Below are 22549 nucleotides of genomic sequence, written 5' to 3' on the forward strand. Positions count from 1 at the left end.
GGCAGAACCTCCGCTATTCGCTCGCCTCCAGTCGATGAGTGCCCGGAGTAGGGGCCACCAGAATCCTGGGATCGCGCATCAGTGTCCACACTTCCTGCTCGGAGGTGGGGGCAAGCTTGATGTGCACTTCCTTGCCGGCGAGTGGCGAGAAATCCAGCGTGATCTTCTGCCATTCCGTTTGCGTGTCCACGTTCGGGGTGATCGACGTGCTGAGCGCCTGGGTGCCCTTGCCCTGGACGCTGACGGTGAACGTGACTGCAGTGGCGCGGTCACGCGGCCACTCCGGATGCACGCGCACTTCTGCGGTAAACAGGCTGCGGCGAGTCGCTTGTACGTGATCAAAGCGCAGCCACTGCCCTGCGTTGATCCAGGATTCCACATGGCTGGGTGGATCGCCGGCGGGCTTGTTGATCGCCAGGATCGCGCCTGCGTTGCGGTTGGCGGAGATATGCGTCCAGCGTCCAAGGTCGATACGCTCGCCGGCCGCCACGAAGCCGCCGTCGTGGCTGAATCTGTAGACCAGTTTGGGCGCTGCCAATGCGCATGCGAACAGCAATGCAAGGGCGCTGCCCAGGCAGGCGTTGGGGGTGATCAGTTGCTTCATGGTCATTGATCCGTCTCCCGCTGTTCCACGCGCTGTCGTAGGTCTCCCTTCCGATGATGCGGCCATAGCAAGGTGATCGCGGCACACAGCAGCACCACTGCCACGAACGCCAGATAATAGGCATGGAACTCACCGACATATCTGCCTGGGGGATAGCGCCAGAAATAGACCATGGAGTACTCGGACAAGATCCCCAGCGCCAGGAGCGACGCTGTTCGCTGGGCAAGCGATTGGACGCTGATGCAGAACGCTATCAGCACCGGGATGATCGAGAACATCATGGTCGGCAGGATGAAGTGATCATCTCGGCGGTAAAGGCCGAGGCCAGGGATCAGTGGCAGAATGAAGAACGCGATCAGCGCAAGGCGGGGTACCCACTGTGCCGACTCTTTATGGAAGACGCCCCGCCAGGTGACGATGCCACCGACCAGGCCCAGAGCAAACCAGATGCGCATGAATTGCTGGAAGAACAGCGATTCGCCGATCTGCCGCCAACTGATCGATCCGCTGGCGACGCCGTAACGAAGGACCAGGTCCAGGGCTTCGGCCGGAAGCACCGCCTTGAGCATGTTCATCCATGGCAGCGCCGAGATGTTCGCCATGCTGGTTGAAGAGTAGAAGCTTCGCGCGACCTCATCTGCGGTGTGATGCAATCCGTACGCCACATCAACGTTGTAGAGATAGTAGGCCCGCAGCGGCGTGGCCCCCCCCGAGATATGTTCTGCGACGAACCATGCAGCCGGTACCGCTACGCACGCGAGCAGCATGCCGCTCAGGCGTGACCACGGCACCGAGGCCCGCTGCAGGCCAACTGCAAGCGTGGACAGCACCAGGACGCCGCAGAGGGAGATATGCGCCCACAGGAAGGATCCATGAGCGAAGAAAGAGGCGCCACTCAGCAGTATCGCCATCTTCCAGTTTCCGCGCAGCGCCTGTGTGCCGGCGCAGCAGAGGAGGGCCACCGCAAGTAGTTTGGGCCAGAGGCCGATGATGCTGTAGACAAGAAATGGCGACGCGAGAAGCAGTACCGCCACGACTCGCGTCGTACGCTCTTTGGTGAACCTTTCAATCAGATTGAGCAGGGGCAGGATGCAGATTGCATTGATCGCCATCCAGAGGTTGGCGTACGAAAATGCAAGCAGCTCCGGATAATCGTAGAACTTGTCATTGAAGTTGAGGCCGAACGAGGGCAGGGCGCCTGCCGTGAGGATGCCGGCCAGGAAGGGGCGATCAAACAATGCGAAGTCCTGCCCGCCGACCAGTCGCCCAGCATGGAGCAGGTACTGCGCTTGGAAGGCGGCCTGGGGAGAGTCACCCGGCGTAACGTTGGTCAGGCTGTAGATGGACCAGAAGAGCGTGGGCCCGCGTGCCGGGCCGTAGTGGTACGCAATCAGCAGGATGTAGCAGGCGAACGCATAGAGGCAAAGCAGAAGCATGGGCTTGGCGAGAGCCTTGATCTCTGCAAGTTGCGAACGAACCCCAAGCAGGCTGGCGGCCGCGAGGAGCCAGAGCGCCGCCCCAGACCAGGCGGGCGCAAGCCACAGCAGCAAGGATGTAAGGGCCGCATGCGCCAACAGTCCAGTCAATAGAATCAGGCCGCAGCGCTCCCATCGGGACGACAGGTCCGATACAAAACGCCCACCCAGCGCGCTTCCAATAAGAAACACGCTGGCAATGTAGCTGGGCCCCAGGAGAGCTGCCATCGCTACGATCTGAAACTGACTCATTTACGATTCCCCGGATGATGCGCTGCCCACTGGCTTGAGCGGGATGTGGCGGCTGATTATAGATTAGGCCGGCCCATGGACGCGGGCCAGTCACCGGTGGCAGCCGCACGCAGCAGGCCCGGCTCCCCGAGGGCGCGGGGTCATCCGGGACGTCACGGGTGATGCGCCGGTCCAATTGCTCTATTCTTCATTCCGCGCGGTCGGAAGGCCGGCCCCTTGCGAGGTGGAGAGTGATGATGGTGGAGCTGTTGGGTGCTTTGGGCTGGACGGCTGCGACAGCCGTGCTCGTCCTTCTTCTCGGCGGAGCCGTGGTCTCCTGTTCGACCGTTGGGCGGGCGCTGAAGGGCGTGGAGTTGCTCGCCTATTCCATCGGCTTCGGTGTACTGGCGCTTGCGGTGCTGGGCGTCGGAGTAGTGTCGATTACCTTCGACTATCACCGAAACGCGACCATTCTATTGGCATTGGCGACGCTGTTCGCCGCCGCGCAGTGGTACCGGACGGGAGTGCTGGCTCGCCTGTTCGGCCGACAAGGGGGAGAGGATGCGTTCCGCGCGCGCTTGGCTGCTGCGGGCTGGGTGCTGATGGCGGTCATCCCGATGCTGATGACCTTCGCTCCGGTGAAGATGCCGGCCGAGCTGCCTGATGGCCCGTATGTCATCAAGAACGCGCATGTGCACGTAAAGGTGCAGGTGATGCTTGGGGATTTTCCGGCTGATAACTACATTCCGTTCGTTGCGGCGCAATACCTGCTGAGGGACATCCCCTTCTCGGAGGTGCGCCCATTGATGCCCGGGCAGGAACTGGCAAACCGCCCCATCTTGATGTCGCTGGCTGCGATCCCCCTGCTTGCAGTGCTCGATCCGCCTCCCAGGCATGAGGGTGAGATGCCGACCTTCCGCTATGTCGGAAAACAATGGCCGGATGTCGGGCGCTTCGGTGATGACCGTAGCTTCCGCAGATTTCTAGCAGTGTCTCTTGTTTTGAACGCGACACTGTTGGTGGGGGCGGCGTTGCTGCTGCAGCATGTCGGCCTTCGTCGTGGATACTGGACCGCCGGGTTGCTGGTCTTCATGAGTAGCCCGTACTTCATCGGGCAGACCTTGTTCTCGTGGCCGAAGTCACTCGCAGCGTTCTTCGTGCTGCTGTCGGCGTACACCCTGATTGCCCGCCACCGTACCTGGGTGGCAGGGTTGATGCTTGTACTTGCTTACTGGGCTCACCCCTATGCGCTTGTCTTCATGGTGGCCTTTGCCGTCTTCCTCCTGATCCGCGAGCGTAATGATCCCGATCCGCGCCGAGGGCTGCTCCCGTTCGCGTTGGTGTGCGGCGTCGGGCTGGTTCTCTGGTGGGCATGGGCAACGTGGTACCTCCAGATATCATCTGACCTGGTAGAGCAGAACCTCTCTGTAAGTGCTGGGCTGGCTCGTCACCTGTATGTGCGTGCGATCAATGTGATCAACACTTTCGTGCCGATCATCTACAGCAGCAGTACGTGGCCGTCGGCGGCTGGCCTGGTGCAGGCTGCGGTGCTGGGGCTGGTCGGCGGGGTCGGGGTGCTTCTCCTCCCACAGGCGCTGTTCGCTGCCATTCAGTGCGTACGCGATCGCTCTTCTGAGTTCATCATCCTGGTCATGCTTCCCTCGGCACTGTTGATCGGTGTGTTCAGTGCCTTGGCAGTGCCCGCCGTTCACGGTCTGCAGGCGATCGCCGTGGTCCTGCTGGCGATCTCGCTGCGGTGGATGCAGGTGCGGAACATGTCGCGCTGGATGTGGTCTCTTGTAGGCGCTCAGATCTTCCTCAATATCGTGGTGTTGGTATATCGCGGCCATGCACTGGTGCATGGATGAGCATCATCCCCGGAGGGTACATGCGTAACATCATGCTTGCTGGCTTCGTGCCGCTTTTCCTGGTGGCCTGCCATCAGCCTCCCCCGCGGGAGTGCACGCTGGGCCCGGAGGTGGGCGTCCAGGTGAGATCACCGATCGACGATTCGGCAAATCGTTCGATTTCCATGGGCAATGGACAGAGCGTACGCGGCTCATTTCTGCCGACGGCAGCGCTGCGCGTCGATGCAGTGGGAGTCCAGATTGGAAACGATGGGGGACGGGCAGATGGTGAAATCTCAATTGAGCTTTGCCAGGACGGTCGCTGCGTGCATGGCCACGCGCAGGTCCAGGGATCCAAGGACAATGACTATCTTGAGGTGCCCCTGAAGCCCGCACTTCCAGTAAGCTTCGACGCGGGCGTGGTGACGTACTCGCTGAAACGCGAGTCCGGCTCGCGGAGCGTCGCGGTATGGGCGTATCCGGGCATTGGGAGCCAGACGTCATTGACTCATGGCGATGACAAACGCGGGGAAGCGCTCAACCTCATGATGCGGCAATACTGAGCGTCCTGCGGTTCGCCCGCTGCGGGGCTGTTGCGGTATGCGCGCCCTGCATCGGGTAGTGGCCGCACTTGGGCCGGCTTCATCGGGGTGAGAACCGCACGCACTCCTGGCAGTCCATCTCTGCGTCGAGCAGCCCGCGGAACTCGCTCAGATTGCGCCGCAGCTCGGGGTCAAGTGCGTCCATGGGGCGATCAACCACGTATCCCAGCGAGGCGCGTTCGGTGCGTGCCTGGCTTACGACCTTGTTCCATTCCTCACTTGGCTTGACGTTCATGTACGGCCACAGTGTCGCCACCGAGGCGAAGAACACGATGGTGGCCGCGCCTGCGCCGGTAGCCAGCATTGCCGACAGGACCGCGAGGCCACGGCCCAACAGGCGAGCCGCAGGGGGCAGCGCGACGAGCAGGGCGGTGAACAGGAAGAACGCAGGGAAAACCAGGTAACGGGTTCCAAAGAGATACGGGGCGATCGCGTTTGGATCAGCGACGGTGTGCAGGCGGAAAATGATCAGACTGCAATAGACCGGCAATGTCAGGGCAGGAAGGGCGATGATTACCAGGACAAAGAGCAGATCCGGTCGTTGGAGTTTCCTGGCCCGCCACAGCAGCACGCCGAACACGGTGACCATGCAGCTCATCAGCGCAATGCCATAGACCGCATCTACATCGTAGGTCGCTGGATTGGGCCACGGGAAGCGGCCATTGGCCCAGAGTGAGCGCGCGCCGGACTGCACAGAGCCCATGTACAGGGCGCCAAAGCGCTCGAGACTTGTGCTGAGCGTCTGCGGCTCCGCCAATGAAGGGGATCCATTGGTGGTCATCAGCACCGCGTGGATACAGGTAGCAGCGGCGAATGCCGCCACCGGCGCCAGGAACCGCGCCGGAAGACGCTGCGCCCAGATGATCGCCGTGATGACTACCAGTGCCGTGGCACTGAATGTGAGGCCAATGCCGAACAGGTGCATCGACCCATAGGCCCATGCCAACGACAGCGTGGCGTCCCGGCGGCAAGACGACCTGATCAGCTGCAATGCATGGCAAGCAGACATCGACGCGCAGGCCAGGCAAAGCAGCTGGGCGGCCATGAAGGGCCACGCAGCAAGTTCAAGGACGGTTGGCTGGAGGATGAAGATAAGCGGGAACGTAGCGGACAGCGTTCTCACCGTACCTCGGCTGAGGTCACCGAACGCGCAGGCGGACCTGCATAACAATGAGAGTGAGGTGGCCAGCAGGCCCAGGACAAGCATCTGTCGCGCAAACCACAGGAGCGCATTGGCGCCGAACAGCCTGGCCTGTAGGAATTCCAGACTGAAAAACAACGGCGTGTAGTGGCCGTTGTATGCCTTGAACAGGAATGGCTGGATGAAGTCCATTCTCTCGCCAGTTGCCCAGGCCCGGGCGATGAACCAACCAGATTCCGCTCTGAACGGCGTTACATTGACGTCGGCAAGTCTGCAGAACGCTGCGATGAATACGGCAAAGCCGAATGCCACTGCCAGAACGGCCATTGGCCGAACCTGCTGCGGGAGCGTGTCTGTATTGGACGTGGTCAAAATGTCACGCTCGGTCTGGATGTGGGGAGGAGGAGGCTGCCTGCTTCAACTACGGAAAGACAGGCGCTTGTGCCCGATATAGCTGGTCAGAACAGGCGTGGCTACACCAATCGCATGTGCGATGGTCTCCGCACCACGGGTTACGCCCATCATCGGTAGCAGCCAACGAGCGAACAACAGGCTCACGCAGAAGGTCTGGACCAACGCGAACGCGTTGACAACCAGGAACCACATGACCTGGGAGTGGGGCGCGTTGCTGGTCTCGGTGAATGCGAGTTTACGCATCAGGATGAAGGCTGCGACCAGGCCAACCATGAAACCCAGTACGATCGAAACCGAGTAGGGAAGCCACAGGCTGAACACGATGCGCGAGCAGAAATTCGCGCCGGCGGCGATGCCGCCGGACACGATGAACATGATGAAGCGCTTGCTGATCACGGCTCGCCCGCCGCAACCTGGGCAAGGCGCGCGCCTACGGCAATGCTCTCGTTGATCGAGCGATCCTCGGGGTAGTAGTACGCGGTGTCGGCCATGTAGAAGCCTTCCAGCGGAGTCTTCATCGGTGGCAGCATGTCCTGGAACCCTGGCGGGCAGATGGTCTGGGCATACTCATAGCGGTGGCAATGGGTGGCCTTGATCCAGTCCGGCTTGAATGCCGGGTTGATCATCGGCAGATAGCTGAGCACTTCATCGATGAGCTGCTGGTTGCTCCACTGCCACTTCGGGTGCGTCTTGGGCATGTAGTACGGGGCATAGACGATGTGTTCGCCCGGCCCGTTGCCTGGATTGAGGTTGCTGTATTCGATCAGCCCGGGGATGGTGATCCGCTCGTCGCTGATGTTCATCCAGAAATTCTCGCTCACCGGCTTGGAGAGCTTGAGGATGACGCAGGCCACCGGGATGTTCTCGATGGCGCCGACCTGCGCGGCGAACGCGACCGGCAGGCCCGGAACCAGTTTGGGCACGTACTGGATCGGCGCAGTGGAGACCACGCGGTCGTACGCGATGTGTCCGTCGCGGGTGACGATGCCGGTGACCTTGCCGTCGGTCGAGGCGACTTCCTCGATGGGCTGGGACAGCAGAATCCGACCGCCAAGCGTCTGCACGTGCGCCGCCATCTTCTCCAGCAGCACGGTCGAACCACCGTCCAGGTAGCCCATGCTTTCATTGAAAAGATTGCGCCGCGACAGGGCCACGCGCTTGATGCGGGTACCGATCCAGGAGGCCGACAGGTCGTTCTGGTACTCGAAGAACTTCAGCGCGAAGGCCTTCTCCCACATCACCTTGTAGGCCTTGGGCCCAATCCAGCGGGTGATCCAGTCGCGCGCGTTCTCTTTGTCCAGCGCGGTCCAGTCCTGGATGCCCTTGGTATGCATCACGTGCAGGGCATAGCGGACCTTGTCGATCAGGCCCAGGTGCGGGAAACCGAGCAGCGCGAACGGAGTACCCCACTTGTGGAGTTTGCCTTCGTAGTAGTACCCCATCTTGGTGTCCGTCCAGTGCAGGCGCTCGGACAGCTGCATTTCATCCAGCAGCTTGAACAACGGATAGTCGGTCTTGCAGATGAAATGGTAATAGCGCTCGATGCGCAGGCCGTCGAAATCGAAATCTGCCGACATGCCACCAATGCGGTCGTCGCGCTCGTACACGTCAACCCGGTGCCCCTGCTTGAGCAGCTCCAGTGCTGCCATAAGACCCATGGGGCCACTGCCGATGATGGCGAAATTGCTCATGTGATTGTTCTTCCGTCTGTTTTGTTCGGTCAGCGCTGCAAGACGATGTGGCTGTAACGCGGGTCGGTATAGCTTTCGCGGATGGCTTCCTCGAACGGCGTCTGCTTCACCCCGAACACGGCTTCGGTATCGATACCTTTGAAGTCATCGCCAGCGCTCAGCGCCTTCAGCTGGTCGGCGGTGAACGGCGGCTTGCTGCTGAACATGCTGTAGACCCGCAGCAGGAACGCGAAGAACCCGATCGGGATATGCACGATCAGGGTATGCAGCTTCTTGACCCTCTTGATCGTGCGGATGATGTCCACGTAGTCCACGCGCGTGGCGCCGACGATGTCGTAGATGTCGCCGTCCGGCTCGCGCGCGATGCACTGCACGATGCAGCGGCAGAAATCGCGCTCGTACAGCGGCTGGCGCATGAACTTGCCGTCGCCGGGGATCGGGAACACCGGCGTGCGCGCCATGAAGCGCGAGAGCCAGCCAAGGTGCTTGGGATCGAACCAGCCGAACATCAGGGTCGGCCGCAGCACGCAATGGGCAATGCCACTGTTGCGCACCTGGGCTTCCTGCAGCGTCTTGGTCTCGGTGTAGTCATCGGTGGCGACCGAATTCACCACCGACGAGCTGATGTGCACCATGTAGGGCACAGTGTGCTCGGCGCAGGCAGACAGGACACGTTCGGTGGCCTGCAGGTTGTTGCGGTCGAACAACGCCCGGAATTTTCCGGTGATCTGCGCATGCAGCTGCACTACCAGACGCGCACCGGCAAACGCCTGGGTCCAGTCGCCCGGCTCGGCCAGGTCGGCCAGGATGGTCTGAACGTCCGGATGGAGCTCGCGCAGGATGGCCAGGTTGTGCTCGTGCTTGTCGATGGCGACCAGCTGGGTATAGCCCTGCTGTTTCATCTCGACAATCAGGTTCTGTCCCACCAGGCCTGCGGCGCCGGTCAGGACGATCTTGTCACTCTTCTGTGCCATGCTCGGGCCCGGTATAGGTATGAACGACGGTAATCAGCGCTTGTACGCAACGACCAGCGCCTGCTTGCCCAGGACGTGCCAGGCCAGCGGGATCTTCAGGTAAAGCGACACCAGCCAGGGGGCCTGGGGCAACCGGCTCTTGGTGGTGTAAGGCAGGAACTTGGGCACCACCACCTGCGGGTCCAGGCCGGCCATCAGCACGCCTTCGACCAGGCTGCGATCGCTCAATGCAGTATGGTGGTCGAAATAGTCCCAGTACTCGTCGTACAGAAAGCGGATGTTCGGCTGCAGAATGATCACGCGGCCGCCCGGGCGCAGCATGCGCGCGCTCTCGCGCAGCGTCTGCAGGACCAGGTCCTTGGTGGGCAGGTGCTCCAGGAAGTTGCTCATGAACACCGCATCGACGCTGCCGCTGGGAATGGAGCTCACCGCGGTGCAGGATTCGTTGATGATGCGGATGCCATCGGCGGCGAACTTGCGCACGTCCGGGTTGAGGTCCACCGCGATCTTGTGCGCGGCCGGGATGTTGTTGATGAACTCGCAGTAGCCGGCGCCGATATCCACGACGGTCTCGTCCGGCTTCACGTACCGGCTGAAGTACTGCGTGCAGAGCACCTGCCAGATACGGTTCTTGTTGGCGAGTTCTTCCTTGGGAAAACGGTGCTGATAGAGCACATCCAGATCGTGGTCGATATCCGGCATCGGTAGGCGTCCTTGGTCAGGGCTGGATCAAAGGGAAATACGGCGGAAAACAAATTCGGGAATATTCTTGATCACCATCATGATCGCCCACCAGAAACCCGGCAGGTAGGCCACCGCGCGGCGCCGGTCCGAGGCGCGCACGATGCCCTGCGCGACCTTGTCGGCCGAGGCCCACAGCGCGCCCTTCTTGAAGGCCTGCGTCATCGGGGTATCGACGAAGCCGGGCTTGATGGTCAGCACATTGATGCCCAGCTTGCCCAGGCGCTGGCCTTGTCCGCTCAGGAACGCGGTGACCGCCGCCTTGGCGCTGCCGTACAGGTAATTGCTGGCGCGGCCGCGGTCACCGGCGACCGAGGAGATCACCGCCAGGTTGCTGCCGGCCGACAGGCGCTGCGCCAGTGCCGTACACAGCGCGATGGTCGAGGTGCCGTTGGTGATGAACTCACGCATCGCCAACTCCACCGACTGGTCGCAGGCGGCCTGGTCGGGCAGGGTGCCGTGGGCGATCAGCACCGTATCGATGCCGCCGCTGGCTGCCCAGGCCGCATCGAGCATGGCCGCGTGACCGGCCAGGTCGTTGACGTCCAGCGCATAGGCATCCACCTGGTGGGCGCCGCGCACGCGCAGGTCGGCGGCGATGGCGTCCAGGCGGGTCGCATTGCGGCCCACCAGGAAAATCGTGCTGGCGCGGGCGGCATACAGCCGTGCCACCGCTTCAGCGATGGCGGAGGTGGCGCCGATGATCAGAACCTTTTGCATGCTTACTCCATGACCCGGCGCCAGAAGCCGGACGAAAAACGGGGATCGATATGCTGGGAGAAGGCCTCCCAGGCCGGGAATGCCTGGCGGAACAGGGCGCCGGACATGCGCGCATCCTTGGCCGGGTACACCGCTCCACCGGCCTCGGCGACGATACGGTCGAGCCGCTCCAGCATCCTGAACAGGTCAGGGCCGGTATTCGGGAAATCCAGCGCCAGCGTCGTGCCCGGGCGCGGGAAGGAAAGCATACCCGGTGCCGGGGCGTCCCCGAATTCCTTCAGGACCGCCAGGAACGACCCGCGCCCGCTGCGCGATATCTCTGAAAGCAGGGCGGCCGTGGCATCCCGCGCGGCCGCCGGGGGCAACACGCACTGGTGCTGCAGGAACCCGCCGGGGCCGTACATCCGGTTCCAGTCGTTGATGCCGTCCAGCGGGTAGAAATAGCTCTGGTAGTGGGACAGGTGGCGTTTGCGCCGTGCCGGCTGCCGCCAGTAGTACAGCGTATTGAACGGGCGCAGGGTCAGGCCGTTGACCATGGAGACCGGCGGCACGAACGGGATGCTGCGGCGGGGCATCGCGCTGGGCGTGGCCGCGCGCGGGTCGCCCCGGGCATGGTCGCCGCGCAGGAAGTGGCCGCGCCCGAGCTGCTTGCCGGTGGCCAGGCAATCGATCCATGCCACGGTGTATTCGAAGCCGGCCGCCGAGTCGCGCGAGAGCGCGAAGAAGTCGTCCAGCGAGTCGAACCGGATGGACTCGGTTTCGATCCACGGCCCGGGAACGCGCCGCAGTTGCAGTTCGGCCCAGGTGATGAACCCGGTCAGGCCCAGCCCGCCCACCGTGGCGGCGAACCGCCCGGTGCCGTCGTTCCCGTCCAGTTCGATCCGTTGGCCGTCGCTGCGTAGCAGTTCCAAGGCCTGCACGTGGTGGCCAAAACTGCCGGCGCGGTGATGGTTCTTGCCGTGCACATCGTTGGCGATCGCCCCGCCGACCGTGGCGTAGCGGGTTCCCGGGGTGACCGGCAGGAACCAGCCCTGCGGCAGCGCCAGCTCGATGATCTCGGCCAGGGTGACGCCGGCCTCGCAGCGCACTACGCCGGTGGCGGGGTCGAAGGCGATGAACCGGTCCAGCGACCGCGCCATCAGCAGCGTGCCGTCCGGATTGAGGCAACTGTCGCCGTAGCTGCGCCCATTGCCATGGGGCAGCATCAGGCCATCGACGGCCGGCAGCAGGGCAGCACGGTCGGTAACCGGCGCCAACTGCTGCGTCGCCCGGGGATAACGCCCCCAGGACTGGCCGCCGGCAGCACTCATATCGCGGCCAACACGATCACCACGCCCAGCGCGATGACCATCTGGCTGCCACGGTCGGTGGCGGCGAACACGATGGGGTCATCGTGCATGTCGCCACGATGGGACACGATCCACATGCGGCTGATCCAGTACAGCAGGATCGGGCAGAGCAGCCACAACACCTTGGGGTGCCGGTACAGCTCCAGGCTCTCGGGGCTGTTGATGTACAGCGCGAACACCAGCACGCCGATGTAACCGGCGGCGGCGCCCAGCGACTGCACCAGCGGCAGGTCGGCGACCGAGTAGCCACGCCCGATCGCCAGCTCCTTGCCATTGGCCAGGGCGGCGGCCAGCTCGGTGTAGCGCTTGAGCATGGCCAGGCTGAGGAAGACGAACATCGAGAATGCCAGCAGCCAGAACGACAGTTCCGAGCCGATGGCCACGGTGCCGCCGATGATGCGTACGGTGTACAGCGCCGCCAGCAGCACCACGTCGATCATGACGATGCGCTTGAGCTGCAGCGAATAGCCCAGGGTCATCACGTAGTAGCACAGCAGGACCAGCGCGAACGAGGGGCTGCACAGCAGCGCCAGCGCGAACCCGGCCAGCGTGAGCAGCGGCGCGACCAGCAGGCCGTGCAGCAGCGGCAGCGTGCCGGCGGCGAACGGGCGCTTGCGCTTGCGCGGGTGCATCCGGTCCGGGGTGAGGTCGAGCAGGTCGTTGAGCAGGTACACGCCGGACGCGCAGAGCCCGAACGCCAGGAACGCCGTGCCGGCATCCACCAGTGCGGTGGGGTCCAGGAAGCGGTGGGCGGTCAGCAGCGGCACCAGCACCAGCAGGTTCTTGAGCCACTGGTAGATGCGCAGTGCCTTGATCCAGGTGAGCAGGCCGCCGTTCTGCGCGGGCAGGTGCGCCAGGACCTCGGTACGCTTGGCCGCATCACGGGCCAGGCCCTCGCCGTTGTTGACCACGATGGCGCCACCAGCGTGGGCCCAGACCTGCAGGTCGACCCGGCCGTTGCCCATGTAGTCGAAGCCGCGCTCGCCGAATCGTTCGGCCAGCGCCTTGCCCTTGTTGTGGCCGGACAGGTTGGTGTGGCCGTCGCTGGCCATCACCTCTTCGAACAGGCCCAGGTGGTCGGCGATCGGCTGCACCAGCATCTGGTCCGACGCCGTGCACAGCACGCGCGGCCGCTGCGTAGTGGTGCGCAGGATCTCCAGCACGCGCTCGTCATAGGGCAGCGTCTCGGCGGGCAGCTGCACGCGCGAGGCCAGCTGGCGCTTGACCGCGGCCTTGCCACCCAGCAGCCAGAACGGGATCAGGAACAGATACAGTGGGTTGCGGGCCAACAAGGCCAGCAGGGATTCGTAGAGGATGTCGCTGCGCAGCAGGGTGCCGTCCAGATCGACGCAAAGCGCACGGTTATCAGCCTTCATGGCGGGGCGACTCCTGCGTCGAATATCCAAATCGGGTCATGGCGGCCGACTTCACATACCTGAAAATTGACCGAATAGTATAGCGCGCGCGGTGAAACGATCCCCCTCACCATCAGGGCTTGGTCCGTGCCTCCAGTGAGGCCATCGCCAGCATTCCGACGGCGACGGCCAGCCAGAGGCTGGCGAGACGGATGCCAATGGCCACCGCCAGTGCAGCGTCCGTCGCGACGCCCAGCGCGCCGAGCATCAGCACGATCGCCGCCTCGGTGGTGCCCACGCCACCGGGCACGAACGACAACGCACCCACCAGCATCGCCAGGGGATAGATGGACAGGGCATGCTGCCACGACACCTCGATGCCCAGCGCCAGGCACAGCCAGGCGAACGCAAGGGAGGTGAGCAGCCACGCCACGGCTCCATACAGGGCGCTTACCGAGGTAAGGCCGGGTGCCAGCAATGGGCGCAGGTCCTGCGCACCGCCGAGCAGAAAGCGGGCAAGGCGTCGCACGCCCGCACCCGGGAGTCGGGAAACCAGGGCGGCGGCCAGCCGTTGCAGCCCGGGCCAGCAGGCCAGTACGCAGAGCGCCAGGACCAGTGCCAGCACGACGGCCGACAGCACGCCGAACAGCGGCACCAGACGCGCGGCTGCCGCGCTGAGCGCGGTGATGACCAGAAGATCCAGCGCCCGCTCGTAGACGAACGTTGCCAGGGTGGTCGATGCAGGCACGCCGAGTCGGGAAAAATAGCGGATGCGCAGCAGTTCGCCGGCTTTGCCGGGCGATGCGGTGAAGGCGAAGCCCGCCAGGTACGCATACAGCCCAGAGCGCCAGGGCACGCGATGGCCCTGGGCTCGCAGCACCGTGTGCCAGCGCTGGTAGCGGACCAGGTAGCTGCACAGCACCAGCACGACGCAACCGCACAACGGCGCCGCGAGTTGGCTCAATCGCGACAGCACATGCTTGTCGCGATCGACATACCACAGTGCCACCACGTAGACGAAGGCGATGACGGACAGCCAGCCCAGCGCCCGGCCCCGGCGAACCGGGGCGGGGGAGGTGAGGGAGGTGCCCTCGGCCACGCTTACAGCGCCGCTTCCAGCTCCGGCAGCAGCGTGAACAGATCACCCACCAGGCCGATATCGGCGATCTCGAAGATCGGCGAGTCCGGGTCCTTGTTGATCGCCACGATCGTGCCGGCATCCTTGATCCCGGTCAGGTGCTGGATCGCGCCGCTGATGCCCACGGCCACATACAGCTCCGGGGAGATGATCTTGCCGGTCTGGCCGACCTGCAGGTCGCTGGGCACATAGCCGGCGTCCACGGCGGCGCGCGAGGCACCGACGGCGGCACCGAGCTTGTCGGCGAGCTGGAAGATCACCTTGAAGTTCTCTTCCGAGCCCACGCCACGGCCACCGGAGACCACGCGCTTGGCGCTCTGCAGGTCGGGGCGGTCGGTCGCACCGGCGGCCAGGCCGACGAAACGCGTGTGGGTCGGCAGGGCCGCATCGACGCTGGCCGCTTCCACCGCGGCGCTGCCGCCCTTGGCCGCTTCCGGCCAGGACGCCGCGCGCACCGTGGCGACCACGATCTGGTCGGCCGGCACCTCGACGGTGATGATGGCGTTGCCGGCGTAGATCGGGCGCTTGAAGCTGTGGCTGCCTTCGACGGTCATCAGGTCCGAGACCTGGTTGACGCCCAGCAGGGCAGCCACGCACGGCATCAGGTCCTTGCCGAAGGTGGTCGACGGGCCGAACACGTGGGTGTAGCCCTTGGCCAACTGCGCGATCTGCGGGGCCAGCACCTGGGCCAGCGCCTGCGCGTTGGCGGGGTTGGCCACGGTCAGCACCTTGGCTACGCCGGCGAGCTGGGCGGCTTCCGCGGCCGCGGCGGCCGGGTCGGCAGCCAGCACCAGCACGTCGATGCTGGCACCGCTGATGGCGGCGGCGGCGCTGACGGTCTTGGCGGTGGCGGCGTTGAGCTTGCCGTCGTGGTGCTCGGCGACAACGAGGATCTTGGTCATTACAGCAACCCCTTCTGCTTGAGTGCGGCGACCAGTTCGGCCGCGTCCTTGACCATCACGCCCTTGCTGCGCTTGACCGGCGCGGCGTACTGGGTGGTCTTGACGGTATCGGCGGCGTCCACGCCGAGGTCGGCCAGTTGCAGGGTTTCCATCGGCTTGGCCTTGGCCTTCATGATGTCCGGCAGCTTGATGAAGCGCGGCTCGTTCAAGCGCAGGTCGGTGGTGACCACGGCCGGCAGGTCCACTTCCAGCGTTTCCAGGCCGGCATCGACTTCACGGGTGACCGTGGCCTTGCCGCCTTCGATCTGCAGCTTGCTGGCGAAGGTCGCCTGCGGGCGGCCCCACAGCGTGGCCAGCATCTGGCCGGTCTGGTTGGCGTCGTCGTCGATGGCCTGCTTGCCGAGGATGACCAGGTCCGGCTGTTCCTTCTCGACCAGCTTGAGCAGGGTGCGCGCGGCGGTCAGCGGCTGGATGGCCTGGTCGGTGACCACGTGGATGGCGCGGTTGGCGCCCATGGCCAGGCCGTTGCGCAGGTGGGCCTGGGCGTCGGCGGGGGCGATGGTGGCCACCACGACTTCGGTGGCGATGCCCTGGTCGCGCAGGCGCAGCGCTTCTTCCAGGGCGATCTCATCGAACGGGTTGGGGGACAGCTTGACGCCGTCGGTGACCACGCCGGAACCGTCCGGCTTGACCTGAATGCGGACGTTGTAGTCCACCACGCGCTTGTACGCGACGAGGATTTTCATCTGGTGCTGGATCCTTCAATAACGGGGGAACGTCCGGTTCTGTTCACAGCAACCGGTTCGGGGGTGGGACCGCGATTCTAACTGGCCGGAGGCAACCATGCGAATGCGTATGGTTATGCTGCGGTGCGGCATAATCTGCGCATTCCGTCGTCTTCGTTCACGTCCAGCACGCAGTCGTGAAGACGGCCCGCATGTATCCTGTAGCGCTGCATCCGGCGCGCTGCATTGGCGGCCGGAGACTCTAGAACCGAACAGGAGAACGGGTAGTGCCCACATGGCTTGTCACCGGCGGAGCCGGATTCATCGGCGGAAACTTTGTCCTGGAAGCGGTCGCCAAGGGCGTCAAGGTGGTCAACCTTGATGCGCTGACCTATGCCGGCAACCTGAAGACCCTGGCGCCGTTGGACGGCAACCCGGACCACGTGTTCGTGCACGGCGACATCGGCGACCCGTCGCTGGTGGCGCGCCTGCTGGCCGAACACCAGCCCGATGCGGTGCTCAACTTCGCCGCCGAGAGCCACGTGGACCGCTCCATCGATGGCCCGGGTGCCTTCATCCAGACCAACGTGGTCGGCACCCTGGCCCTGCTCGAGACCGTGCGCGACTACTGGAAGGCGCTGCCGGCCGACAAGGGCGCGGCCTTCCGCTTCCTGCACGTGTCCACCGACGAGGTCTACGGCACCCTGGGCGAGACCGGCAAGTTCACTGAAACCACCCCGTTCGCGCCCAATTCGCCGTATTCGGCGTCCAAGGCCGCCTCCGACCACCTGGTGCGTGCGTTCCACCACACCTACGGTTTGCCGGTGCTGACCACCAACTGCTCGAACAACTACGGCCCGTACCACTTCCCGGAGAAGCTCATTCCGCTGGTGATCGCCAAGGCGCTGGCCGGCGAGCCACTGCCGGTCTATGGCGACGGCAAGCAGGTACGCGACTGGCTGTTCGTCAGCGACCACTGCGAAGCGATCCGCACCGTGCTGGCCAAGGGCCAGGTCGGCGAGACCTACAACGTGGGCGGCAACTCGGAAAAGCAGAACATCGAGGTGGTGCACGCCATCTGCGCGCTGCTCGACGCGCGCCGCCCGCGCGAGGACGGCCAGCCGCGCAGCAGCCAGATCACGTACGTCACCGACCGCCCCGGCCACGACCGCCGCTACGCGATCGATGCCTCCAAGCTCAAGGACCAGCTGGGCTGGGAGCCGAAGTACAGCTTCGAGCAGGGCATCGGCTTCACCGTGGACTGGTACCTGGACAACCAGGAATGGGTCAACGGCGTGCTCGACGGCAGCTACCGCCTGCAGCGCATCGGCACCACCGCCTGAGTGGCGGTGATCACCAGACAGAGGAATAACGCATGACTCAACGCAAGGGCATCATCCTCGCGGGCGGTTCGGGCACGCGCCTGTATCCGATCACCAAGGGCGTCAGCAAGCAGCTGCTGCCGGTGTACGACAAGCCGATGATCTATTACCCGCTCAGCGTGCTGATGCTGGCCGGGATCCGCGACGTGCTGATCATCAACACGCCGCACGAGCAGGCGCTGTTCCAGAGCCTGCTGGGCGATGGCTCGCAGTGGGGGATGAACATCGAGTACGCGGTGCAGCCGAGCCCGGACGGGCTGGCGCAGGCGTACCTGATCGGCAAGGACTTCATCGACGGCAAGCCGAGCTGCCTCGTGTTGGGCGACAACATCTTCCACGGCCACGGCCTGCGCGAAGTGCTGCGCAATGCCGACCAGCGCGATACCGGCGCCACCGTGTTCGGCTACTGGGTCAACGATCCGGAGCGCTACGGCGTGGCCGAGTTCGACAAGGCCGGCAAGGTGATCGACCTGGTCGAGAAGCCGGCCAACCCGAGGTCCAACTATGCGGTGACCGGGCTGTATTTCTACGACGGCAATGCCAGCCATCATGCGGCCGAGCTGAAGCCGTCACCGCGCGGCGAGCTGGAGATCACCGATCTCAACCAGCGTTACCTGCGCGAGGGCAACCTGCACCTGGAAGCGCTGGGCCGCGGTTATGCATGGCTGGATACCGGCACCCATCAGTCGTTGCTGGAAGCGTCCAACTTCATCGAGACCATCCAGACCCGCCAGGGCCTGCAGGTCTGCTGCCCGGAAGAAATCGCCTTCGGCCAGGGCTGGATCAGCGCCGAGCAGCTGGAGGCGCTGGCCGCCCCGCTGATCAAGAATGGCTACGGCCAGTACCTGCATAAACTGGCTGTACGAGGAGTGGTGCCGTGAAAATTATTGAGACCAAGCTCCCGGGCTGCGTGGTGATCGAGCCGGCGGTGTTCGGCGACGAGCGCGGCTTCTTCTTTGAGACCTGGAACGCCGAGCGTTTTGGCCAGCACGGGCTGCCGACGAAGTTCGTGCAGAGCAACGTGTCCACCTCGGCCAAGGGCGTGCTGCGTGGCCTGCATTACCAGTGGCCGCGGCCGCAGGGCAAGCTGGTCAGCGTGCTGGAAGGCGAGGTGTATGACGTGGCGGTGGACATCCGCCGTGGTTCGCCGACGTTCGGCCAGTGGGAGGCGGTGGTGCTGAGCGCGGAGAACAAGAAGCAGTTCTGGATCCCGGAAGGCTTCGCGCATGGCTTTGCGGTGCTCTCCGAACGTGCGGTCTTCAGCTATCTGTGCACCGAGGTGTACCTGAAGGACTTCGACGCCGGCGTGCGCTGGAACGATGCCGACATCGCCGTGGATTGGCCGATCAGCGCACCGACGCTGTCGGGCAAGGACGAGGCGGCGCCGTTCCTGAAGGACATCGCCGATGATCGCCTGCCGGTCTACCAGCCGTGACCGTGCTGCTGTTCGGTGGCAACGGCCAGCTCGGCCAGGAGTTGCAGCGCGCTCTGGCGCCGCTGGGGACGCTCGTGGCGACCACCCGCAGTGGCACCCTGCCCGATGGCAGCGCCTGCGAAACGGCCGATTTCAACGAGCCCGAGTCGCTGGCAGCGCTGCTTGATCGCGTGCGCCCGGAGGTGGTGGTCAACGCGGCCGCCTACACCGCGGTGGACCGCGCCGAGGACGACCGCGATGCGGCCTGGCGCGCCAACGCCGAGGCACCAGGCGTGATCGCACGCTGGTGCGCGGCAGCGGGCGTGCCGCTGGTGCATTACTCCACCGATTACGTGTTCGACGGCCAGGGCACCCGCCCGTACCGCGAGGACGACGCCACCGCGCCGCTGGGCGTGTATGGCGCCAGCAAGCTGGCCGGTGAAGAGGCGATCCGGGCCGCCGGTGGACGGCACCTGATCTTCCGCACCGCGTGGGTATATGCCTCGCACAGCGCCAACTTCCTGCGCACCATGCTGCGCGTGGGCGCCGAACGTGATGTGCTGCGCGTGGTGGCCGACCAGGTCGGCACGCCAACCCCGGCGGCGCTGATTGCCGATGTCACCGCGCAGGCCTTGCAGCATGCCGGTGGCCTGTCGGGGACCTGGCACCTGACCGCTACGGGCGAAACCAGCTGGCATGGGTTTGCCGAAGCGATCTTCGACGAGGCGGTGTCGACTGGGAAGCTGGCGCGCGCGCCGAAGGTAGAGGCGATCACCACCGCCGACTACCCGACCCCGGCCAGGCGTCCGGCGTATTCGCACCTGGATGTGCGCAAGCTGGAGTCGGACTTCGGCATCGGGCTGCCGAGTTGGCAGGAAGGGCTGAAGCGGGTCATCGCAGCGCTCTGACGCTGCACGGTAGCGCCACGCCATGCGTGGCTGCACTGCCCGATCACCTGGACCACGTCAGCCACGCATGGCGTGGCGCTACCAGGCAATGAAAAACCCGGCCTCGGCCGGGTTTTTTGTCTGTGCGGCGCGCTTCGATCACGTGCGGCCGTAGGTATCCTCGAAGCGCACGATGTCGTCCTCGCCCAGATAACTGCCGGACTGCACTTCGATCAGTTCCAGCGGCAGCTTGCCCGGGTTCTTCAAGCGGTGGGTCACGCCCAGCGGGATATAGGTGCTCTGGTTCTCGGTGAGCAGCAGCACTTCCTTGCCGCGGGTCACTTCGGCGGTGCCGCTGACCACGATCCAGTGCTCGGCACGGTGGTGGTGCATCTGCAGGCTGAGCGTGGCACCGGGCTTGACGGTGATGCGCTTGACCTGGAAACGCTCGCCATGGTCGATCGAGTCGTAGGCGCCCCATGGGCGGTACACCTTGCGATGCCAGGTGGCCTCGGGCCGCGCGGCGGCCTTCAACTGCGCCACCACCTGCTTGATCTCCTGCATGCGGTCGCTGCGGCCGACCATCACCGCGTCATCGGTTTCGACCACGATCACATCGTCCAGCCCGACCAATGCGATCAGGCGCTCGCCGTAGGCATAGGTATTGCGGCAGTCGATGGCGATGACATCGCCGTGGTGGGCGTTGCCGTCGCTGTCCTGCGCGGACACATCGCGCAGCGCGGTCCACGAGCCGACGTCGTTCCAGCCCGCGTCGAGCGGCACCACCACCGCGTCGGCGGTCTTCTCCATCACCGCGTAGTCAATGGAATCGGACGGGACTGCGGCGAAGGCCTCCTTGTCCAGGCGGGTGAAATCCGCATCGCGACGTGCCTGCTGCCACGCCGTGCGGCTGGCGGCGAGCATGGCCGGATTGAATTTCTCCAGCTCGGCCAGGTAGCGCGATGCCTTGAACAGGAACATGCCGCTGTTCCAGAAATACTCGCCGGACTGCACGTACTGCTGGGCGGTGTCCGCGTCAGGCTTCTCGACGAAACGATCGACCGCGCGCACGTCCCCGCCCGACACCGCCTTGATGTAGCCATACCCGGTTTCCGGGCCGGTCGGCACGATCCCGAAGGTCACCAGCTTGCCCTCGCGCGCGGCGGGCAGGGCGCGCAGCACGGTCGCTCGGAACGCGTCTTCATCGGCGATCACATGGTCCGACGGCAGCACCAGCAGTAGTGCATCGTCGCCGTCGCGGGTCGCCTCGAGCGCGGCGACTGCGATCGCCGGCGCGGTGTTGCGACCGACCGGCTCGAGCAGGATGGCCAGCGGCTGCACGCCGAGTTGCTGCAGTTGCTCGGCCGCAACAAAACGGTGTTCCTCGTTGGCCACTACCAGCGGCGCGCGCCCGGCGATGGGCGCGATGCGCTGCCAGGTGGCCTGCAGCATGGTCTGCTCACCGGCCAGCGCAAGGAACTGCTTGGGATAGGCCTCGCGCGACAGCGGCCACAGCCGGGTGCCGGAGCCGCCGGACAGGATGACGGGAAGCAGGTCGTTCATCGGGGTGGGGGCCTCAGGATGCCGTGATCAACTGGGAGAGTTCATCGGTACGCTGCTGCAGCAGCGCCGCATCGCCACGGGTTTCGACATTCAGGCGCAGCAGCGGCTCGGTATTGGAGCTGCGCAGGTTGAAGCGCCACTGGCCGAAATCCGCACTGATGCCATCGGTGTGGTCCAGCGCCGGCGCCTGCGCGGCGTAGTGGTCCATCACCCGGGCGACTGCGGCCTTGGCATCGCTCACCTTGAAGTTGATCTCGCCGCTGCAGGGGAACTTGGCCATGCGCGCCTCGACCAGATCGGCCAGCGAACGGCCGGACTCGGACACCAGGGCGGCGATCAGCAGCCACGGGATCATGCCGGAGTCGGCGTAGGCGAACTCGCGGAAGTAATGGTGCGCGCTCATCTCGCCGCCGTACACGGCGTTCTCGCTGCGCATCTTTTCCTTGATGAAGGCATGGCCGCTCTTGCACAGCACCGGCTGGCCGCCGGCCGCCTCGACCATCTCCACGGTGTTCCAGGTCAGGCGTGGGTCGTGCACGATCTTGCCGCCCGGCTGGCGCGCCAGGATCGCCTGGGCGAGCAGGCCGACCAGGTAATAGCCCTCGATGAAGCGGCCGTTGTGGTCGAAGAAGAAGCAGCGGTCGAAGTCGCCGTCCCAGGCGATGCCGAAGTCCGCGCCATGCTCGCGGACGGCCTGCGCGGTCATCGCGCGGTTCTCCGGCAGCAGCGGGTTGGGGATGCCGTTGGGGAAGCTGCCATCGGGTTCGTGGCAGATCCGGATGAACTCGAAGGGCAGGTGCGGGGCGAGCAGGTCGACGATGGTGCCTGCGCCGCCATTGCCTGCGTTGACCACCAGCTTCAGCGGCTTCAGTGCGGCGCGGTCGATATAACTGAGCAGGTGCGCGATGTAGGCGCTCTTGTCCGGGTGCGACTGCAGGCCGGCCTTGGGCTCGACCGGTGCTGCGCTGTCGGCTTCGACCGCGTCGGAAATGGCGAGCAGGCCGGTGTCCGAACTGATCGGGCGGGCCTGCTCCTTGACCAGCTTCATGCCGTTGTAGTCCATCGGGTTATGGCTGGCGGTGACCATCACCCCGCCGGCCGCCTTGAGGTGGTCCACCTGGAAATAGACCTCTTCGGTGCCGCACAGGCCGATGTCCAGCACGTCGCGCCCGGCGCCGCGCAGGCCGGCGGCCAGGGCGTCCTGCAGGGCGGGGCTGGTCAGGCGGATGTCATGACCGACCACCACCGTACCGGGGGCGAGCTGCGCGTCCAGCGCCACGCCGATGCGGCGGGCCAGGTCTTCGTTCAGTTCGTCCGGCACGCGGCCGCGGATGTCGTATGCCTTGAATGCGGGGAGGGTCATCTATTCAGTCCTTCTGCCAGTCAGCGGGCTA

The 22549-nt window shown here is 64.8% G+C and carries 21 protein-coding genes; 6 read left to right on the forward strand and 15 right to left on the reverse strand.

Annotated elements, in window-relative coordinates; genetic code table 11:
• Nucleotides 1-13 precede the first annotated feature (13 nt).
• Together AC1DGC_RS11585 and AC1DGC_RS11590 are read right to left on the reverse strand one after the other, a co-directional pair.
• Complete coding sequence (locus tag AC1DGC_RS11585; RefSeq protein WP_478047908.1) at nucleotides 14-604, reverse strand: hypothetical protein; 591 nt, start codon at nucleotides 602-604, stop codon at nucleotides 14-16.
• A 2-nt stretch (nucleotides 605-606) separates the two neighbouring features.
• A complete protein-coding gene (locus AC1DGC_RS11590; RefSeq protein WP_478047909.1) occupies nucleotides 607-2331 on the reverse strand; it encodes a hypothetical protein in 1725 nt (574 codons plus the stop codon).
• A 236-nt stretch (nucleotides 2332-2567) separates the two neighbouring features.
• Between AC1DGC_RS11590 and AC1DGC_RS11595 the strand changes: the two genes are divergently transcribed.
• Together AC1DGC_RS11595 and AC1DGC_RS11600 are read left to right on the forward strand one after the other, a co-directional pair.
• Nucleotides 2568-4178, forward strand: a complete 1611-nt coding sequence (locus AC1DGC_RS11595; protein WP_478047910.1) for a hypothetical protein — start codon at nucleotides 2568-2570, stop codon at nucleotides 4176-4178.
• Entirely contained in the window at nucleotides 4175-4720 is a 546-nt protein-coding gene (locus AC1DGC_RS11600; protein ID WP_478047911.1) for a hypothetical protein, read from the forward strand. Before AC1DGC_RS11595 ends, AC1DGC_RS11600 begins: the two co-directional genes overlap by 4 nt.
• Before the next feature lie 79 nt (nucleotides 4721-4799).
• On the opposite strand, the gene AC1DGC_RS11605 is transcribed toward AC1DGC_RS11600, so the two are convergent.
• The 11 genes from AC1DGC_RS11605 to AC1DGC_RS11655 all read right to left on the reverse strand — a co-directional run bounded on the left by AC1DGC_RS11605 (nucleotide 4800) and on the right by AC1DGC_RS11655 (nucleotide 15930).
• Entirely contained in the window at nucleotides 4800-6227 is a 1428-nt protein-coding gene (locus AC1DGC_RS11605; protein WP_478047912.1) for a hypothetical protein, read from the reverse strand.
• A gap of 90 nt (nucleotides 6228-6317) precedes the next feature.
• Nucleotides 6318-6689, reverse strand: coding sequence for a GtrA family protein (locus tag AC1DGC_RS11610; protein ID WP_478047913.1), 372 nt, complete (start codon nucleotides 6687-6689; stop codon nucleotides 6318-6320).
• A 17-nt stretch (nucleotides 6690-6706) separates the two neighbouring features.
• Nucleotides 6707-8005, reverse strand: a complete 1299-nt coding sequence (locus AC1DGC_RS11615; RefSeq protein ID WP_478047914.1) for an NAD(P)/FAD-dependent oxidoreductase — start codon at nucleotides 8003-8005, stop codon at nucleotides 6707-6709.
• A 29-nt stretch (nucleotides 8006-8034) separates the two neighbouring features.
• Entirely contained in the window at nucleotides 8035-8979 is a 945-nt protein-coding gene (locus AC1DGC_RS11620; RefSeq protein WP_478047915.1) for an NAD-dependent epimerase/dehydratase family protein, read from the reverse strand.
• Between the two features lie 33 nt (nucleotides 8980-9012).
• A complete protein-coding gene (locus AC1DGC_RS11625; RefSeq protein ID WP_449335671.1) occupies nucleotides 9013-9681 on the reverse strand; it encodes a class I SAM-dependent methyltransferase in 669 nt (222 codons plus the stop codon).
• A gap of 27 nt (nucleotides 9682-9708) precedes the next feature.
• Nucleotides 9709-10440 carry an SDR family oxidoreductase gene (locus AC1DGC_RS11630; protein WP_478047916.1) on the reverse strand — a complete coding sequence of 244 codons (732 nt, stop codon included), beginning with the start codon at nucleotides 10438-10440 and terminating at the stop codon, nucleotides 9709-9711.
• Nucleotides 10441-10442: 2 nt separating this feature from the next.
• Nucleotides 10443-11750 (reverse strand): FAD-binding oxidoreductase, encoded by a 1308-nt coding sequence (locus AC1DGC_RS11635; RefSeq protein ID WP_478047917.1) that lies wholly within the window; start codon nucleotides 11748-11750, stop codon nucleotides 10443-10445.
• Nucleotides 11747-13165 (reverse strand): UbiA family prenyltransferase, encoded by a 1419-nt coding sequence (locus tag AC1DGC_RS11640; protein WP_449335668.1) that lies wholly within the window; start codon nucleotides 13163-13165, stop codon nucleotides 11747-11749. The genes AC1DGC_RS11635 and AC1DGC_RS11640 overlap by 4 nt, the downstream gene beginning before the upstream one ends.
• 112 nt (nucleotides 13166-13277) lie before the next feature.
• The gene (locus AC1DGC_RS11645; RefSeq protein WP_478047918.1) at nucleotides 13278-14243 is read right to left on the reverse strand and encodes a lysylphosphatidylglycerol synthase transmembrane domain-containing protein; all 966 of its coding nucleotides are present in this window, start codon (nucleotides 14241-14243) and stop codon (nucleotides 13278-13280) included.
• Nucleotides 14244-14245: 2 nt separating this feature from the next.
• A complete protein-coding gene (locus AC1DGC_RS11650) occupies nucleotides 14246-15184 on the reverse strand; it encodes an electron transfer flavoprotein subunit alpha/FixB family protein (RefSeq protein ID WP_394163803.1) in 939 nt (312 codons plus the stop codon).
• On the reverse strand, nucleotides 15184-15930 hold the full coding sequence (locus AC1DGC_RS11655) for an electron transfer flavoprotein subunit beta/FixA family protein (RefSeq protein WP_394163804.1): 747 nt from the start codon (nucleotides 15928-15930) through the stop codon (nucleotides 15184-15186). The genes AC1DGC_RS11650 and AC1DGC_RS11655 overlap by 1 nt, the downstream gene beginning before the upstream one ends.
• Before the next feature lie 266 nt (nucleotides 15931-16196).
• Here AC1DGC_RS11655 and rfbB point away from each other — a divergent pair, with 266 nt between their 5' ends.
• The 4 genes from rfbB to rfbD are packed head-to-tail and all read left to right on the forward strand — an operon-like array spanning nucleotide 16197 to nucleotide 19613.
• Nucleotides 16197-17252, forward strand: a complete 1056-nt coding sequence (gene rfbB / locus AC1DGC_RS11660; protein ID WP_394163805.1) for a dTDP-glucose 4,6-dehydratase — start codon at nucleotides 16197-16199, stop codon at nucleotides 17250-17252.
• Nucleotides 17253-17284: 32 nt separating this feature from the next.
• On the forward strand, nucleotides 17285-18172 hold the full coding sequence (gene rfbA / locus AC1DGC_RS11665; RefSeq protein ID WP_394163806.1) for a glucose-1-phosphate thymidylyltransferase RfbA: 888 nt from the start codon (nucleotides 17285-17287) through the stop codon (nucleotides 18170-18172).
• Nucleotides 18169-18726: a dTDP-4-dehydrorhamnose 3,5-epimerase gene (gene rfbC, locus AC1DGC_RS11670; RefSeq protein ID WP_394163807.1), complete on the forward strand. Its 558-nt coding sequence runs from the start codon at nucleotides 18169-18171 to the stop codon at nucleotides 18724-18726. Before rfbA ends, rfbC begins: the two co-directional genes overlap by 4 nt.
• The gene (gene rfbD / locus AC1DGC_RS11675; protein WP_478047919.1) at nucleotides 18723-19613 is read left to right on the forward strand and encodes a dTDP-4-dehydrorhamnose reductase; all 891 of its coding nucleotides are present in this window, start codon (nucleotides 18723-18725) and stop codon (nucleotides 19611-19613) included. The genes rfbC and rfbD overlap by 4 nt, the downstream gene beginning before the upstream one ends.
• Before the next feature lie 138 nt (nucleotides 19614-19751).
• Here the strand turns inward: rfbD and AC1DGC_RS11680 are convergent, their stop codons facing one another.
• Together AC1DGC_RS11680 and AC1DGC_RS11685 are read right to left on the reverse strand one after the other, a co-directional pair.
• Nucleotides 19752-21155, reverse strand: a complete 1404-nt coding sequence (locus AC1DGC_RS11680; RefSeq protein ID WP_449335664.1) for a mannose-1-phosphate guanylyltransferase/mannose-6-phosphate isomerase — start codon at nucleotides 21153-21155, stop codon at nucleotides 19752-19754.
• 13 nt (nucleotides 21156-21168) lie between these two features.
• Nucleotides 21169-22518 carry a phosphohexomutase domain-containing protein gene (locus AC1DGC_RS11685; RefSeq protein ID WP_394163810.1) on the reverse strand — a complete coding sequence of 450 codons (1350 nt, stop codon included), beginning with the start codon at nucleotides 22516-22518 and terminating at the stop codon, nucleotides 21169-21171.
• Between the last annotated feature and the right edge of the window lie 31 nt (nucleotides 22519-22549).

The sequence above is a fragment of the Stenotrophomonas sp. 05N37 genome, assembly GCF_056397365.1.